This window comes from Fontisubflavum oceani, assembly GCF_030407165.1.
In the GTDB taxonomy this organism is placed as follows: domain Bacteria; phylum Pseudomonadota; class Alphaproteobacteria; order Rhodobacterales; family Rhodobacteraceae; genus Rhodophyticola; species Rhodophyticola oceani.
Map to the genome: position 1 here is coordinate 239817 of NZ_CP129111.1, position 15536 is coordinate 255352.

At 58.9% G+C, this 15536-nt stretch carries 12 protein-coding genes and 2 pseudogenes; 9 read left to right on the forward strand and 5 right to left on the reverse strand.

Annotation, left to right across the window (positions count from 1 at the left end):
- Positions 1-6 precede the first annotated feature (6 nt).
- The 8 genes and pseudogenes from QTA57_RS01255 (at position 7) to pdeM (ending at position 8637) form a co-directional block, all read left to right on the forward strand.
- The gene (locus QTA57_RS01255; RefSeq protein ID WP_145211684.1) at positions 7-975 is read left to right on the forward strand and encodes a type II secretion system F family protein; all 969 of its coding nucleotides are present in this window, start codon (positions 7-9) and stop codon (positions 973-975) included.
- 14 nt (positions 976-989) lie between these two features.
- A complete protein-coding gene (locus QTA57_RS01260; RefSeq protein WP_290153231.1) occupies positions 990-1967 on the forward strand; it encodes a type II secretion system F family protein in 978 nt (325 codons plus the stop codon).
- Between the two features lie 33 nt (positions 1968-2000).
- The gene (locus QTA57_RS01265; RefSeq protein WP_290153232.1) at positions 2001-2579 is read left to right on the forward strand and encodes a tetratricopeptide repeat protein; all 579 of its coding nucleotides are present in this window, start codon (positions 2001-2003) and stop codon (positions 2577-2579) included.
- Between the two features lie 24 nt (positions 2580-2603).
- Positions 2604-3461, forward strand: a complete 858-nt coding sequence (locus QTA57_RS01270) for a tetratricopeptide repeat protein (protein ID WP_290153233.1) — start codon at positions 2604-2606, stop codon at positions 3459-3461.
- Positions 3461-3958 carry a prepilin peptidase gene (locus tag QTA57_RS01275; protein WP_290153234.1) on the forward strand — a complete coding sequence of 166 codons (498 nt, stop codon included), beginning with the start codon at positions 3461-3463 and terminating at the stop codon, positions 3956-3958. The genes QTA57_RS01270 and QTA57_RS01275 overlap by 1 nt, the downstream gene beginning before the upstream one ends.
- Positions 3959-4128: 170 nt before the next feature.
- Positions 4129-5367, forward strand: a complete 1239-nt coding sequence (locus QTA57_RS01280; RefSeq protein ID WP_407933490.1) for an ATPase — start codon at positions 4129-4131, stop codon at positions 5365-5367.
- Positions 5368-5503: 136 nt separating this feature from the next.
- Positions 5504-7917: pseudogene (locus tag QTA57_RS01285) on the forward strand (ligase-associated DNA damage response DEXH box helicase).
- Between the two features lie 57 nt (positions 7918-7974).
- Positions 7975-8637, forward strand: coding sequence for a ligase-associated DNA damage response endonuclease PdeM (gene pdeM, locus QTA57_RS01290; protein WP_290153235.1), 663 nt, complete (start codon positions 7975-7977; stop codon positions 8635-8637).
- Here the strand turns inward: pdeM and QTA57_RS01295 are convergent.
- Positions 8634-9407, reverse strand: a complete 774-nt coding sequence (locus QTA57_RS01295) for a LytTR family DNA-binding domain-containing protein (protein WP_290153236.1) — start codon at positions 9405-9407, stop codon at positions 8634-8636. The two genes, pdeM and QTA57_RS01295, sit on opposite strands and share 4 nt — an antisense overlap.
- A gap of 113 nt (positions 9408-9520) precedes the next feature.
- On the opposite strand from QTA57_RS01295, the gene QTA57_RS01300 reads away from it, so the two are divergent.
- Positions 9521-10039, forward strand: coding sequence for a PaaI family thioesterase (locus QTA57_RS01300; protein WP_330696741.1), 519 nt, complete (start codon positions 9521-9523; stop codon positions 10037-10039).
- Here QTA57_RS01300 and folD read toward each other — a convergent pair.
- From folD to ftsH, 4 genes and pseudogenes are all read right to left on the reverse strand, one after another.
- Positions 9971-10870 carry a bifunctional methylenetetrahydrofolate dehydrogenase/methenyltetrahydrofolate cyclohydrolase FolD gene (gene folD / locus QTA57_RS01305; protein WP_145211713.1) on the reverse strand — a complete coding sequence of 300 codons (900 nt, stop codon included), beginning with the start codon at positions 10868-10870 and terminating at the stop codon, positions 9971-9973. The two genes, QTA57_RS01300 and folD, sit on opposite strands and share 69 nt — an antisense overlap.
- A gap of 1 nt (position 10871) precedes the next feature.
- Positions 10872-12547, reverse strand: a pseudogene (locus QTA57_RS01310) (formate--tetrahydrofolate ligase).
- Positions 12548-12913: 366 nt separating this feature from the next.
- Positions 12914-13519: an MOSC domain-containing protein gene (locus QTA57_RS01315; protein ID WP_290153237.1), complete on the reverse strand. Its 606-nt coding sequence runs from the start codon at positions 13517-13519 to the stop codon at positions 12914-12916.
- 94 nt (positions 13520-13613) lie between these two features.
- Positions 13614-15536, reverse strand: coding sequence for an ATP-dependent zinc metalloprotease FtsH (gene ftsH, locus QTA57_RS01320; protein WP_290153238.1), 1923 nt, complete (start codon positions 15534-15536; stop codon positions 13614-13616).

Consider the following 15536-nt stretch of genomic DNA (forward strand, 5'->3'; position numbering starts at 1 on the left):
GCTGTCATGCAAATCAGCATCGAACCCCTTATTTATATCGGCATCTTCGTCGGCGTGATCATGTTGGTCAACGGCGTGTATCTGATGGTTTTTGGCAAATCGATCAGCTTCAATGCTCGGGTCAACCGACGGCTGACCATGCTCGAAAAAGGGTCCTCGCGGGAGGATGTCCTGGCCAAGCTCCGCAAAGAGTTGGACCAACACACCAAGTCTCGCACGATCCCTCTCTATTCGTTGATCGCCGACAAAGCGCAGAAGGCCAACATCGCCTTCACGCCGCAACAGCTCATATTGGTTATGATCGGCATGACGATGGTGGCCTTTTTGCTGCTGACCCTGTTGACGGGGGCATCCTTGCCGATCCGTCTTTTGGTGTCGGTCGGGATGGGCGTCGGCGGTGTGTATTACTGGGTCAATTCCAAAGCCAAAAAACGCATCGCAATGATCGAAGAACAGCTGCCCGATGCTGTGGAGTTGATGGTGCGCTCGCTGCGCGTGGGGCACCCGTTTGTCTCAGCCATCAACACGGTTGCGAAAGAGGTGGCCGATCCGCTTGGCTCGGAATTGGGCATCATTGCCGATGAGGCTGCCTATGGCCGCGATATCGCGGAAAGCATCGAAAACATGGCCGAACGTCTGGACCTGCAAGATTTGCGTTTCATGGCGGTTGCTGTCGGCATTCAGCAGACCTCCGGTGGCAACCTTGCCGAGATCCTGGCCGGCTTGGCGAATGTGATCCGGGCGCGATTCAAACTGTTCCGCCGGGTAAAAGCAATCACCGCAGAGGCGAAGTGGTCGGGCATGTTCCTCTCGGTCTTTCCGATCCTATGCCTGATCGGCATCAACGTGATGCAGCCCGACTATTATAGCGACGTGATGAACAGCCCAGTCTTTATCCCAGCTTGTGCTGTTGTTGGGGTGATGTTGTTCGTCAACGTCATTTTCATGCGCATGATGGTCAACATCAAAGTGTAAAGGCGGGTTAACCGATGGACTTCATTCGAAACCTTCTGACGCAAATCAATGAGGCCGTGACCGGCGCCCTTGGCGATCTTGGCCCGCTGATTTTGGTCGGTGGTCTTGGCCTCCTTTTGGTCGTCGTCGCCCTTCCGGCCATTCTGTTCCGGAAAAAGGACCCGCTTGATAAGCTGCGCGAGATGCAAAACGGTGCCGGTGACAAAGAGTCCCGCCGAGCGCTACGGATTGGTGGCAAGGACCAGCGACTGGATCGGTTTTCGCAATTCCTCGAGCCACAGGATATCGACGAACTGAGTCAGATGCGCCTGACCTTGATCCGTGCGGGTTACCGCTCGAAAGGGGCGGTACAAACCTTCCACTTTGCCCAATTCGCCCTTGGCCTCGGCTTTTTGGCGCTCGGCTCGATCTATGTCTTGGTGGCGCCTGGGCTTAGTGCCCAAGCCTCGATCATGTCGGTCCTAATCCCAGGGGCGGTCGGGTATTACCTGCCGAAGTATTGGGTCACAAAACGGGTTCAGACCCGCGCCGAAGAGATCACCCAGGGCTTTCCGGATGCGCTTGACCTGATGTTGGTCTGCGTCGAGGCGGGTCAGTCGCTCGACCAATCCATCATCCGTGTCGCGAAAGAGATGCGCGCGGCCTACCCCGCTCTTTGCGAAGAATTTGAAATGGTCGCTTATGAGATGAAGGCCGGCAAAGACAAAACCAAAGTGTTGCGCGATATGGGCGAGCGGGTCGATATTCAGGATGTGAATAGTTTCGTCACCGTGTTGATCCAGTCAGCGACCTTCGGCACCTCTGTGGCCGAGGCGCTCCGGGTCTATGCCGCCGAGATGCGCGACAAACGCGTGTTGCGCGCCGAAGAAAAAGCCAACAAACTCCCGACCAAACTGACACTCGGCACGATGATGTTCTGTGTACCGCCGCTGTTGATCATTCTGATTGGTCCATCGGTCTATGGCATCGCGCAAAACCTTAGCGGAGGCTAATTCGGAGGCAATCCAACCAAGGAGATTAGGATCATGATGCGGGGGCTCATCATTTCCACAACAATTCTTGGGCTGGCCGCTTGTGGCAACCAGGCGACCAGCCGTTTGGGCGCGGACCGCCAGGGTTTAGCCGCACCCGCCGGCACCCATGTGCTGCGCGACGCGGTCGATGGGCTCATCGTTGGCCATCGCTTGATGGAGGCTGGCGAATATGAGCTGGCGCTTAGGGCGTATATGCGCGCCACGGCGGAAGACGGCCCCTCGGGCGCACATTTCTCGGCCCTTGGTTCCGCAAATCTACAGCTCGGCCGTTTGGGCCAAGCCGAAACCTGGCTCCGCCGCGCGGTCGAAGAAGATCCCGACTTCCCACCATCCTGGAACAATCTCGGCGTCGTCTTGATGGAACGGGGCGAATATGGCGAAGCGCGGCAGGTGTTTCAGCACGCTTTTGCCCTCGATAGTGGCCAATCGGACTCCATCCGCGAAAACTTAAGGCTCGCTATCGCAAGAATGGAAAATTCGGGGTATATTCCTGAAAACAACGAAAACCGCTATGATTTGGAGCGTCGGGGCGGAGGAGTTTGGATCCTGACCGACACACCAAGAACATAGCGATCGAGCAGTAAGAGGTCGCCTATGCGCCTGACTACCCGGGTTTCTCTGGTTGTCGGCTTGTCCCTAGGACTCGCCGCTTGTGGCAATTCTGAACGCGCCGATGTGGAGCGCGCGATGGACAGTATGAATGTTATCGATGAGACCAATCTCAACGACATCATGCTCACCGTCGCCGACCCTGACGAGGCGGTCGCCTATTTTCGCCGAGCGACGCGAGAACAGCCAGAGCGTCTGGATCTGCAGCGGGGCCTGGGTCACAGCTTGATCCGCGCTGGACGGGCGGCCGAAGCGGGCGTTGTATGGCGCGACATCGCGGAACATCCGGAAGCGACCGCCCAAGACAGGGTGGATTATGCCGACGCATTGATCCGCAACAGTGACTGGGATCAGGCCGAAGCGCAGCTTGATCTGGTTCCACCCACCTTCGAGACATATGAACGCTATCGCCTCGAAGCGATGGTGGCCGATAGCAACCAAGAATGGTCCAATGCGGACAGCTTTTATGAGACGGCTGTGGGTCTGACGACCCGGCCCGCGAGTGTCCTGAACAATTGGGGCTTCTCCAAGCTCACACGTGGCGACACCGAAGCTGCCGAACGCCTGTTTACCGAGGCGATCACCTATGACCCCGATCTCTTCACCGCCAAGAACAACCTTGTTTTGGCGCGGGCGGCACGGGGCAACTACAATCTGCCGCTGGTGCAAATGACGCAGATCGAGCGCGCGCAGCTGCTCCATACCGCGGCACTCGCCGCTATCCGCCAAGGCGATGTGGATATTGGCCGCGGTCTTTTGGCCGAAGCAATCGACACCCATCCGCAGCATTTCGACGCCGCCGTGCGGGCCCTCCGTGCGCTTGATACAGAGGTGCGCAACTGATGTCGTTAACCTTTGCCGAAGCCGCTTGGTTCCTGCCCTTCGTCGTACCGATCTGCATCTGGGTCGCCTGGTCTGACCTGCGTGAGATGCGTATTCCCAATGTCGCGGTCCTCGCCCTGGCGGGGGTCTTCCTGATCGGTGGCCTGCTCCTTCTCCCATTCGACACGTATCTCTGGCGTCTTGCACAGCTTGGCGGTGTCTTGTTGGTCGGTTTTGTGGTCTCCTCGCTCGGCCTCGTCGGCGCGGGCGATGCGAAATTCGCGGCGGCTATGGCCCCTTTTATCGCGGCGGGCGATGCGCTGTTCTTCCTGATGCTCTTCTCCCTGGTCCTCATCGGCTCTTGGCTGACCCATCGCGGTGCCTCGCGCGTGCCAGCGGTGCGGCGCGCAACGCCGGATTGGGTCTCTTGGGATCGGGGCAAGCTTTTCCCGATGGGCGTGGCTCTGGCCGGTGCTCTGGCGATTTACTTGGTGCTCGGTTTGGGACTATGGGCCTGAGCCGCAAAAATTGACGCAATTTCAAGCCGTGCCGCCTAGGTTACGCCGCATTCGTCCGGCAAAATCGCGCCAGTTAGAGGGCCCGCTATGAATATTCAGACACCATCAAGCTCCGAAGGTTTTGCCCCCCTGCCCTGCGCAAATTGGGGGATACGGGCCTTCCCATCGTGATGATGCGCGATATCCTGCTAAAGACCATCTTCCGCAAGAATGTGGAGACCGCGACGGAGATTTCCGAGGCGATCTGTCTGCCTCTGACCCTGACGCAAGGGTTGATCGATATGGCGCGCGATATGAGCCTTCTTCAAGCAACCGGAACCTTGCATGCGACGTCTGGTTCGGAGATGGGATTTCAGCTGACGGATAACGGCAAAGCCCGCGCCCTCGATGCATTGAGCCAGTCCGAATACTATGGCGCGATGCCAGTGCCATTGGATGACTACAAAATCCAGGTGAAGCGGCAGTCGATCCGAGACATCCACCTGACCCGCGACATGCTGGAAAAATCCATGGGTCACCTGATCCTGCCAGATGGCATGATCGATCAGCTTGGGCCTGCTGTCGGCTCTGGCCGCTCGGTCTTGCTCTACGGGCCGCCCGGCAACGGCAAATCCTCCATCGCTGAAGGCATCCGTTCCGCAATGGGCGACACGATCTATATTCCGCGCGCGCTGGCCTATGCCGGTCAGGTCATTACGCTCTTTGACCCGATCGTGCACACGCCGATCGAAGACACTGACGCGACAGCACATAGTAGCCTTCGTAAAGCGTCGGCCCGGTTTGACACCCGCTATCTGCTCTGCAAGCGCCCCACGGTGATGACCGGCGGCGAACTGATGCTGAACATGCTGGATCTGAACTACAACGCGGTCAGCCGCACCTACCAAGCCAGCTTGCAGTTGAAATCCACCGGGGGCGTCTTCATCGTCGACGACCTTGGCCGTCAGGAGGAGCCGCCTCAGGCACTGATCAACCGTTGGATTGTGCCGATGGAGAACGCCTATGACATTCTCGCCCTCCAGTCGGGTGAGAAATTCGAGGTGCCGTTCGACACGCTTGTGATCTTCTCCACCAACTTCCACCCGAATGAGCTGTTCGACCAAGCGGCGCTGCGCCGGATCTTCTTCAAGGTGAAGATTGATGGCCCGACGCAAGAGGAGTTCCTGAAAGTCTTCGCCATGGTCGCGCGCAAGAAGAAAGTGCCGCTCAACGAGGAAAGCCTCGTTCATATGCTGAAAGTGCGCTACCCGAAGATCAACAATGTCTATGCCAATTACCACGCGAACTTCCTGATCGATCAGTTGATCGCGATCTGCGAATTTGAGGGCATCCCATATCAGATGCGTCCCGATCTGATCGACCGCGCGTGGGAGAATATGTACGTCAAAGAGGAAGCCATTATTCACTGATCTGGCCCCTGTCGCTGTACCGGATGCGCCTGGACGAGGCTGCCGGGCCGCCTCCCCTCGTCGATAACGCCACCTTGCGCCGTCGCCGCGCGCTAAAGGGGCTGACCGCCACGCGCCTACGCTTTATCTCTGTGGTATGACGGCGTTGCCCCCGAATATTACCGATTGGTTCACCAAACGCGGCTGGACCATTCATCCGCATCAACAGCAGATGTTGGAGCTCTCACGAGAGCCCTGCCAACTTCTCATCGCGCCTACGGGCGGCGGCAAAACCATGGCCGGGTTTCTGCCGACGCTGGCCGAATTGGCCGATGGCACCCATCAGGGTCTCCACACGCTCTATATCTCGCCGCTGAAAGCCCTGGCCGCAGATATCAAGCGCAACCTGCGCACGCCGGTGGATGAAATCGGCCTGCCGATCCGCATTGAAGACCGGACCGGGGACACGACCCAAACCCAAAGAAAACGCCAGAGGGCCGATCCGCCGCATATCCTGCTCACAACACCGGAAAGCCTGGCGCTTCTGACCTCTTACGAAGACGCGGGCCATATGTTCAACGGCCTGCAACGGGTGATCGTCGATGAGATTCACGCCCTGGCGGAATCCAAGCGCGGTGATCAACTGATGCTGGCCTTGTCGCGCCTGTCCACTCTTGCGCCAGGGCTCCGCCGGGTGGGCCTCTCGGCGACGGTTGAAGACCCGCCAGCCATCGCCCGCATTTTGGCCCGCCACCCAGATCCTTGTGCAATCCTCGAAGCCGATCCCGGCCCTGACCCCGACATCTCAATGTTGGAGACCGAGGAACGCCCACCCTGGTCCGGCGGCGGCGGGCGCTATGCAATCCCGGCGGTGCTGGAGCAGGTCAGAGCCCATAAGACGACGCTGATCTTCCACAACACGCGCGCCCAGGCGGAGATCTTCTTTCACCACCTTTGGCTCGCCAATGAAGAGCAACTGCCGATCGGCATCCATCACGGCGCGCTCTCCCGTGAGCAGCGCGAGAAAGTCGAGGCCGCGATGGTTGCCGGAGACTTGCGCGCCATTGTCTGTACCGGATCGCTCGATCTGGGGATCGACTGGGGCGACGTCGATCTGGTCATCCAGGTCGGCGCGCCGAAAAACGTCAAACGTTTGGTGCAGCGGATTGGCCGTGCCAATCACCGGTATAACGCGCCCTCCAAGGCGCTCATGGTGCCAGCGAACCGATTTGAGGTCATTGAATGTGTGGCAGCACTAGAAGCGGCCCGCGACCATGATCTGGACGGCGATCCGAAAGGCGACGGCCCACTGGACGTCCTCTGCCAGCATATCTTGATCCGCGCCGCCGCAGGCCGTTCGCCGCGGATGATCTCTATGCCGAGATTACCTCCGCCGGGGCCTATGCCACCCTGGCCCGCGACACATTTGATCGCTGCCTCGACTTCTGCGCCACCGGTGGCTATGCGCTAAAAGCTTATGATCGTTGGCAAAAGCTGGTCCAACGCCCAGATGGACAGTGGCAATTGCGTGACCCCCGCGCGAGCCGACAGATCCGAATGAATATCGGCACTATTCTTGCCTCAGATAAGCTGAAGGTCCGCTTGAAACACGCGCGGGGCGGTATGCCTTTGGGTGAAGTCGAGGAAGACTTCGCCGCCACATTGATGAAGGGCGACACCTTTCTGATCGGTGGGCAGATCGTGCGGTATGAAGGCCTCCGCGAGATGACCATCGAGGTTACCCGAAGCCCATCGGACAAGCCCAAGGTCGCGGTCTTCATGGGCAGTAAATTCGCCACCTCCACCCAGTTGTCCGACCGAATTCTGCGGATGTTCCGGCAAGACGATTGGCCGACCCTGCCCCAACACACCCGTGACTGGCTCGCGCTGCAACGCGAGGTGTCACGCTTACCCGAGCGTGACCGGCTGCTTGTTGAAAGCTTCCCGCATGACGGGCGCGAACATGTCTGCGTTTATGGCTTTGCGGGCAAGAATGCGCAGCAGACCTTGGGGCTTTTGCTGACCCAACGGATGGAGCAGGAAGGTCTGAACCCGCTTGGATTTGTCTCCACCGACTATGCGACCTTGATCTGGGGGTTGGACCCCTTGCCGGATGCCAAGCCATTGTTTTCCCGTGAAACTCTCACCGAAACGATGGAGACCTGGCTCTCTGGTAATGCGGTGATGAAACGCACCTTCAAAGGTGCTGCAATCATCGCCGGGCTGATCGACCGCAACATGCCCGCTGGCAAACGCAAAACCGGACGGCAGGCCACGTTTTCGACGGATATCCTCTATGACACGCTGCGCAAATACGACCCGGATCACGTGATGCTCGAGATCACGAGGATCGAGGCGATGCGTGGCATGGTGGATTTCGGCCGAATTGACGGGATGCTCACGCGGATCGGCACCCGGATTGACCATGTGAAATTGCCGCGCATCACGCCGCTCGCGGCCCCGCTGTTTCTAGAAGTCGGAAAAATTGCGGTTAAGGGCCGTGCGGAGCAGCGGTTGGTCGAAGAGGAAGCGGCCCGCTTGATGGCAACGGCCGGTGTTCAATCTCCTTAACCCGTCCGAGAGATGTGAAGCTTGCAAGGCGCCGCCCATCATGCCATCGAACGAAGCATGAACGAACTGGAGTTTACCTTTGCCGACGAGCGGCTGATGGCCCTTTCATCCGGGGCGCTTTGGTGGCCGGCGGCCCGCATTCTCTGTGTCTCAGATCTGCATTTGGGGAAATCCGAACGGATGGCCCGTCGCGGTGGGCCGATGTTGCCACCTTACGAGGTGCAGGATACCCTGATGCGCCTTGAAACCGATTTGACGGCCACGACACCCGAAACGGTAATCTGCCTCGGCGACAGTTTCGACGATCTGGCCGCTGCCGACGCTCTACATAGCGAGATGGTCACCTGGTTGACGAAGCTGATGGCGGGGCGACGCTGGATCTGGATTGAGGGCAATCACGATGCCGGACCTGTCGACCTCGGCGGCAGTCACCTTGCGCATTACCGACACGGCCCCCTTCAGTTCCGCCACATCGCTGAGGCCGGGCAAGACGGCGAGATATCGGGGCATTACCACCCCAAAGCGAAGCTTCCGACCCGCGCGCGGCGTGTCACGCGCCCCTGCTTCTTGGTTGACGATCAGCGGGTGATCATGCCCGCCTATGGCACATATACCGGCGGCCTCCGCAGCGATGACAGTGCCTTGACGGCCCTAATGCAGCCCGAGGCGCATGCCATCTTGCTGACCACACCACCGCTCCGCGTGGCAATGCCGCGTTAGACCTGAAACCCATGTTCGGTCAGCGCGGGCTGATGGGCTTGGCTCACCGGAACCCGGTGTCCATCGGTTAGAATGATGAAGACGCGCCGACCCGTTTGCTCCACCGCTACAATCGCATCCAAAGCCACCCAATGAGACCTGTGGACACGGACGCCCGCATACCCATCCAACTCAGCCAAGGCATCGGAGAAGCGCATCAAAATGCGCTCCTGCCCGAGATGGGTGGCAACATCGAGATAGTGACCATCCGCAGAAACATGCACCAAATCCTTGCCCAATTCATCTGGCAGACGCCGCAAAAAAACGACATCCGGCACTTCGGGCGAGGGCGATAAAATCTCCGCGTCGACAGGTTCGGATTGAAGGTAAACTCGGATCAAAACCACGATCATGCAAACCGCAAAAACAACAAGAACATGCTTCCCAAGACTTGGCAGATCCGCGCGAGGTAAATTGTAGAGAAAGTGGTTATAGAACCAGATCATTGGCCCAAGCATCAGCGCAATAACACCGCTTGTGACCATATCAATTAAGAAAGGGTCGCCCCCGACAACCCTGGAAGTCAAGCACCTGACCCAAAACGATAAAAACACCGATACGCCAATCATAATGCCCCAATAGATTGCCCGTTCAGGCAATGACATTGAGAGATACGTGCCGAATGGCCCAACAAGTGTCGCCAAGACAGTCATGGCCACAAATGAAGAAAACGCAGGCGACCCGATTATCCGAATCATCCTAAAGCGCAGATCAGATAATTTGGTCTGCATTTGTCCCAGCTCGTTACACAAACAATTGCGGTTTCTTTGCTCCGCTAATGGTTAACATGATAAGGAAAGTTTCGGGGGTGTGTAGGCCTTTAGGATAGAAAGATGCATAATTGATGGACGACGTCGAAAATCGCATTGCCAAGAGCTTTGCCAGCCAAGGCCTTATGCGGAGCTTGGACGCGCGGTTAGAGCATGTGTCCGAAGGGCGTGTGACAATCTCCGCGCCCATCACGGAAGCCAGCAATCAGCAGCACGGGTTTGCCCATGCGGGCCTCACTTTCGCGATTGGCGACAGCGCATCGGGCTATGCCGCGCTGACCCAAATGGAGCCGGATGCCGAGGTTTTGACCGTGGAAATGAAGATCAACCTCATCGCACCCGGCGACGGGGTGCGGCTTTGGGCGCATGGCGAAGTGGTGAAACCCGGGCGTCGCCTGCTCATCACTCGGGCAACGGTCGAGCTGGAACGTGCCGATGGCAGCCGCCGCGACATCGCACTTTTGCAGGGCACGATGATCCCGGTCTGGAAGCGCTGGTCTCCGCCCGAGCCCCAGGCCCGAGGTTTAAGCAGTCAAGCCTTCGGGTTCCGGCAACCCATTGGCGCGGCAACACGCCGTGAGTGTGTTGGCTAACAGGCAAGCGATGGTCATCGGCCCGACGCCGCCGGGAACCGGCGTGATCGCTCCGGCAACTTCTGCTGCTGACGCGAACTCCACATCTCCGATCAGCCGTGTCTTGCCGGGCTTGTCCGGGTGCGGCACCCGGGTGATGCCGACATCAATCACCGTGGCACCGGGCTTCACCCAATCGCCCTTGACCATTTCGGCGCGACCGACCGCCGCCACCAGGATATCGGCACCGCGACAGACCTCGGCCAGGTCCTTGGTGCGGGAATGCGCGATGGTGACGGTGCAATTCTCGCGCAGCAAAAGCTGCGCCATCGGTTTGCCGAATAGGTTCGAGCGCCCCACCACCACGGCATTCAGCCCCGTCATATCGCCAATCTGATCACGTAGCAGCATCAGGCACCCCAAAGGCGTGCAGCTGACCAGCGCGTCTTCCCCGGTCGAGAGCCGCCCGGCATTGGTCACGCTCAACCCGTCGACATCTTTCGACGGGTCGATCCGCGCCACTGTGCGCCGCTCATCCAGATGATCGGGTACCGGAAACTGGCACAGCACGCCGTGCACCGAGGGGTCGGCATTCAGTTGATCGATCAGGGCAAACAGATCGGCCTCGGACGTATCGGCGGGCAGCTTATGCTCGAACGAAGCCATACCGACTTCGACGGTTTGCTTGTGTTTGTGGTGCACATAGACCTGGCTGGCCGGATCCTCGCCCACCAGAACCACGGCCAGACCAGGGGTCAGGCCATGGTCGGATTTTAGGCCCGCGACATGCTCCGCAACTTGGGCGCGAACATTGGCGGCAAAGGCCTTTCCGTCGATAATCGTCGCGCTCATCTCAGAACAGCCCCTCGATATTGCCCATGTCGTTCAGCATGATCTGCTCGGCCGAGGGCACACGTGGCAGGCCCGGCATGGTCATGATCTCGCCGCAGATCGCGACGATGAAGCCCGCACCGGCACTCAATCGCACTTCGCGCACCGGCACAGAATGGCCCGTGGGCGCGCCGCGCAGATTGGGGTCGGTGGAGAAGCTATACTGCGTCTTGGCCATGCAGACCGGCAGATCGCCATAGCCTGCGTCTTCCCAGGCTTTCAACTGATCCCGGATCTTCTTATCGGCCAGCACCTCATCGGCGCGATAAATCCGCTTGGCGATGGTCTCGATCTTCTCGAACAGCGGCATCTCATCGCGATAGAGGGGGCGAATTGCGACGCCCCGCTTTCGGCCAGTTCGACGACTTTGTGGGCCAGGTCTTCGGTTCCGGCGGAGCCGTCGGCCCAGTGTTTGCAAAGCACAGCCTCAGATCCTTGCGTCTCCACATAAGCCTGCACGGCGGCCACTTCGGCATCGGTATCTCCGGCAAAATGGTTGATCGCGACCACGACGGGCACACCGAAACTCTTCACATTGCCGATATGGCGACCGAGGTTCGCGCAGCCAGCCTCAACCGCCTCCACATTCTCAGCACCGAGATCTGCCTTCGCCACGCCGCCATTCATCTTCATCGCCCGAACAGTGGCCACCAGCACCACCGCATCCGGCGCAATGCCCGCTTTCCGGCATTTGATGTTCATGAACTTCTCGGCGCCGAGATCGGCACCAAAGCCAGCTTCGGTCACGACATAATCGGCAATTTTAAGCGCCGTCGTCGTTGCGATGACCGAATTACAGCCATGGGCGATATTGGCAAACGGGCCGCCATGCACAAAGGCGGGGTTGTTCTCCAACGTCTGTACCAGGTTCGGCTGCATCGCATCTTTGAGTAGCACCGTCATCGCGCCATCGGCTTTGATATCGCGCGCATAGATTGGCTTCCGCGCGCGGGTATAAGCCACGATGATGTCGCCAAGCCGCTTCTGCAAATCTTCCAGCCCGGTGGCCAGGCACAGGATCGCCATGACTTCCGACGCCACGGTGATATCAAACCCGGTTTGACGCGGGAAACCATTGGCCACGCCGCCCAGGGATGTCACGGTATCGCGAAGCGCCCGGTCATTCATATCCATGACGCGACGCCACGTGACCCGGCGCTCATCTATCTCCAGCGCATTGCCCCAATAGATGTGGTTGTCGATCATCGCCGAGAGCAGGTTATGCGCCGAGGTGATCGCATGAAAATCGCCTGTGAAATGCAGGTTCATCTCTTCCATCGGAACGACCTGGGCATAGCCACCCCCTGCGGCCCCACCTTTCATCCCGAAGCAGGGCCCGAGCGAGGCCTCGCGGATACAGATCGCGGCTTTCTTGCCGATCCGGTTCAGGCCGTCGCCAAGGCCCACAGTCGTGGTCGTCTTACCCTCCCCTGCCGGAGTCGGGTTGATCGCGGTCACCAAGATCAGCTTGCCGTTTTCGCGACCCTGCACACCATCGATAAAGCCTTGGCTGAGTTTCGCTTTGTCATGGCCATAGGGCAGCAGATCATCGGACGGGATGCCCAGTTTCTCGCCAATCTCCTGGATCGGACGTTTCTTCGCTTCGCGTGCGATTTCGATGTCAGTTTTGAAAGCCATTTTGAGTGGTCCCCGTCACGGTCTTTGGGTGATGTCTCCTTCGCCTATAGCGCCTATGGATCACATGAACAGGGGCATTTCCGACATTTCCGACCTTCGCGCCGTCAGATTCCCGAAACGGTGGCGCTTCGGGCCTGTCTTCCTTGGCCTTATAGCCCATGAGTCCAATCGCAACAAATTGTAATGGCACATGCATCACAGCGCGTTGGACCGCCCTCAAACTTTCTTTGAACCATTTCTCGCACCGGACGGTCTTACCCATAGCGAATGAGGGAGAAATGTGATGTCAGCGCCGATGATACTAATGCAAGCTGGCTTCGTCGCGGGTCTGGTTTTGGGCCTGCTCGTGGCGCTTATGGTCTGATCCTATCGATCCGCCGCCCGCGCTTTGTCGAGATGTGGCCAGACCGGCTGATCCGGCACATGTAAGCGCAGGGTCTCGCCAAGCTGAAGCGTGCCTTCCCGCTCGACCCAAGCGGTCACACCTCGCCGATTGACAGCCGCCGGTTTGAACGCCTTTCCGAAGCCAGGTTCATGGGCCTCGATCACCTTGGCGGGCAAGCTACAGGGCCGGTTTTCCATATCCACCACGAGGGTTGTGCCGCTCTCACCCTGCAGGCGCGAGGATGGCGGGATATGGGTGAAATTCGGGATACCCTCGACCACGACGGAGGCGCCAAGCCAAGCGGGATCAAGGCGCTCCACACCCATTTCTACCGCAATCGCGTCCAACTCCTCGGCAGAAAGGATCGACACTTGCCGGACATTCCGAATTTCCGTTCCACGCTCATATTGCGCCAGAACGCGGCTGTCGGAGGGACGCGTCAAACCTGCGTGGCTCTCCGTCTCGTATCCCGCGAAGGTCAGCGGCATGGCGGTCAACGCCTTGCTTTCCAGGGCAGCCTCCCGGTCAGCATTGTGGCCGAGCCAGATGATCTTGGCAGTGAATTCTGTTGGGATCAGGGCGGGCATCGCAACCTCTCCACTCTCTCGTTCACGGTGTTACATCACATTGGGTATCAAAAAACCCGGCAGAAATGCCGGGTTTTTCAGATGAGAGTTGTGGCTATGACGCCGTGGGCTCTGGCTCCAGGCCGCCATCACCTGTTGGCTTGGCCTTCGGCTTGGTCTTCGGAATGGCCGTAACCGAAGGCGCATTCCCGGCATCCGAACTGGCATCATCGTCATCGCCCGTATGCGGCGGCTCGCCTTTGATCACCCGCTGAATCTCCTCGCCGGTCAGGGTCTCATATTCCAAGAGGCCTTGCGCCAGACGCTCAAACTCCTCGGTTTTCTCGTCCAGGATTTGTTTGGCTGTGACATAGCCTTCATCGATCAGGCGTTTGACCTCCTGCTCGATCAACTCCTTTGTCTCCGACGAGATCGAGAAGCCGCCCGCACCATTGCCCATATAGCCTTCATGGGCCTGCTGGTAATCAATGTTGCCGACCTTGTCCGACATACCCCATCGGAGAACCATCGCGCGCGCCAAAGAGCTGGCTTGCTGGATGTCACCCGCCGGGCCGTTAGAGACATTCTCTTCGCCGTACTTGATGATCTCAGCGGCTTTGCCTGCCATGGTCATCGCGAGCTTCTGCTCACATTCCGACTTGTGCCAGTTCAGACGGTCAATCTCAGGCAAGCTCACCACCATGCCCAAAGCGCCGCCGCGCGGGATGATCGTCGCCTTATAGACCGGGTCACATTTCGGCAGGCTGAGGCCCACAATCGCGTGGCCGGCTTCGTGATAGGCGGTCTTTTCCTTCTGCTCGTCGGTCATCACCATCGAGCGGCGTTCGGCGCCCATCATCACCTTGTCTTTGGCGTTCTCGAAATCTTCCATCGTGACGAAGCGACGACCAACCCGTGCGGCCATCAGAGCCGCCTCGTTGACCAGGTTGGCCAAATCAGCGCCCGAGAAGCCAGGCGTGCCCCGCGCGATGATGCGGAGGTCCACATCGGGCCCAAGCGGCACTTTGCGCGCATGAACGCCAAGGATTTTGTCGCGGCCTTTGATGTCGGGGTTCGGAACCTGCACCTGACGGTCGAACCGGCCCGGGCGCAGAAGCGCAGGGTCCAACACGTCGCGCCGGTTGGTCGCGGCCAGGATGATCACACCCTCATTGGCCTCAAACCCGTCCATCTCGACCAGAAGCTGGTTCAAGGTCTGTTCGCGTTCGTCATTGCCGCCGCCATAACCTGCGCCGCGATGGCGACCGACGGCGTCAATCTCGTCGATGAAAACGATACAAGGCGCGTTTTTCTTCGCCTGTTCGAACATGTCACGAACGCGTGAAGCGCCAACACCAACAAACATTTCGACGAAATCGGACCCGGAAATGGTGAAGAACGGTACGCCCGCCTCGCCCGCAATCGCACGCGCCAAGAGGGTTTTACCGGTGCCCGGAGGGCCGACCAAAAGCGCGCCTTTGGGGATTTTGCCGCCGAGCCGCGAGAACTTCTGCGGATTCCTCAGGAACTCCACGATCTCTTCCAGCTCTTCCTTGGCTTCATCAATGCCGGCAACATCGTCAAAGGTCACGCGGCCGGATTTTTCGGTGAGCAGTTTGGCCTTCGACTTGCCAAAGCCCATCGCTCCGCCGCGGCCACCGCCCTGCATCCGGTTCATGAAGAAAATCCAGATCCCGATCAGGACCAGGACCGGCAGCCAGAGGGACAACACACTGAGAAAGCCGGATTGTTCCTGAGGCGTCGCCTCAATCCGAACGTCATTCTCCAAAAGCGTGTTGGTCAGATCATCATCGCCCGGGCGGACCGTGGAATAGGTGCCGTCGCCCGTGGTGAATTGCACATTCTCGCCATCAATCGTGACCGAGACCACGCCGCCATTTTCAACCTGCTGGATGAAGTCGGAATAGGCGACCCCCTGCTGGTTGACGTTGGACTGACCGCCCGAGAATAGGTTGAACAGAGCAAGGATCAGTAGAAATAGAATGACCCAAAAAGCGATATTTCTCGCGTTGCCCAA

What these genes read in the sequence shown, in the direction of transcription:
- QTA57_RS01280 (WP_407933490.1), top strand. Translation starts at nt 4,129, where the DNA reads ATGATGCGCGATATCCTGCTAAAGACCATCTTCCGCAAGAATGTGGAG.
- QTA57_RS01270 (WP_290153233.1), top strand. Translation starts at nt 2,604, where the DNA reads ATGCGCCTGACTACCCGGGTTTCTCTGGTTGTCGGCTTGTCCCTAGGA.
- QTA57_RS01255 (WP_145211684.1), top strand. Translation starts at nt 7, where the DNA reads ATGCAAATCAGCATCGAACCCCTTATTTATATCGGCATCTTCGTCGGC.
- QTA57_RS01275 (WP_290153234.1), top strand. Translation starts at nt 3,461, where the DNA reads ATGTCGTTAACCTTTGCCGAAGCCGCTTGGTTCCTGCCCTTCGTCGTA.
- QTA57_RS01265 (WP_290153232.1), top strand. Translation starts at nt 2,001, where the DNA reads ATGATGCGGGGGCTCATCATTTCCACAACAATTCTTGGGCTGGCCGCT.
- pdeM (WP_290153235.1), top strand. Translation starts at nt 7,975, where the DNA reads ATGAACGAACTGGAGTTTACCTTTGCCGACGAGCGGCTGATGGCCCTT.
- QTA57_RS01315 (WP_290153237.1), bottom strand. Translation starts at nt 13,519, where the DNA reads ATGCCCGCCCTGATCCCAACAGAATTCACTGCCAAGATCATCTGGCTC.
- folD (WP_145211713.1), bottom strand. Translation starts at nt 10,870, where the DNA reads ATGAGCGCGACGATTATCGACGGAAAGGCCTTTGCCGCCAATGTTCGC.
- QTA57_RS01300 (WP_330696741.1), top strand. Translation starts at nt 9,521, where the DNA reads ATGGACGACGTCGAAAATCGCATTGCCAAGAGCTTTGCCAGCCAAGGC.
- QTA57_RS01260 (WP_290153231.1), top strand. Translation starts at nt 990, where the DNA reads ATGGACTTCATTCGAAACCTTCTGACGCAAATCAATGAGGCCGTGACC.
- QTA57_RS01295 (WP_290153236.1), bottom strand. Translation starts at nt 9,407, where the DNA reads ATGCAGACCAAATTATCTGATCTGCGCTTTAGGATGATTCGGATAATC.